Annotated in this window: 2 protein-coding genes; both read right to left on the bottom strand. The window is 67.0% G+C overall.

Annotated elements, in window-relative coordinates; all coding sequences use genetic code 11:
• Positions 1-348 (bottom strand): alpha-amylase family glycosyl hydrolase (locus FDO69_RS40945; RefSeq protein ID WP_240806352.1); only part of this gene is annotated, 348 nt, incomplete at its 3' end.
• Positions 345-509 (bottom strand): hypothetical protein (locus FDO69_RS42960; RefSeq protein WP_324828855.1); only part of this gene is annotated, 165 nt, incomplete at its 5' end. The genes FDO69_RS40945 and FDO69_RS42960, both read right to left, overlap by 4 nt.

The following is a 509-nucleotide window of genomic DNA, read 5'->3' as shown; positions in this document are numbered from 1 at the left end:
GTCGATGATCACGCGCATGCCGCGCTGGTGGGCGGCGTCGACGAACTCCACGAAGTCGGCCAGGTCACCGAACTCGGGCAGGACGGCCGTGTAGTCGGCGACGTCGTAGCCGCCGTCACGCAGAGGCGACTTGAAGAAGGGCGGCAGCCACAAACAGTCGACACCGAGCCACTGGAGGTAGTCGAGCTTGGAGGTGAGGCCCTTGAGGTCGCCGACGCCGTCGCCGTCGCTGTCCTGGAACGAGCGGACGAGCACCTCGTAGAAGACGGCGCGCTTGAACCAATCGGGGTCTCGGTCCCTCGCGGGAGTGTCCTCGAAGGTGTCCAGCACGGGCTCGTTCACGGTCATGATGTTTCTGCCCCTCCGTTCGCGTGCACGGCGGGCGGGGACTGCACGTGAAAGACGTGCGCGGGAGCCCGCCCCGGCTCCAACCGCACGTAGGTGTTCCTGCTCCAGTGGTAGGTCTCGCCGGTGAGCTCGTCGCGCACCGGAACCGACTCGTGCCAGTC

The organism is Streptomyces tibetensis, from assembly GCF_007655005.1.
GTDB classification, from domain to species: Bacteria; Actinomycetota; Actinomycetes; order Streptomycetales; family Streptomycetaceae; genus Streptomyces; species Streptomyces tibetensis.
The sequence above is the reverse complement of the archived record's forward strand: the minus strand, read 5'-3'. Positions and strand labels throughout refer to the sequence as shown.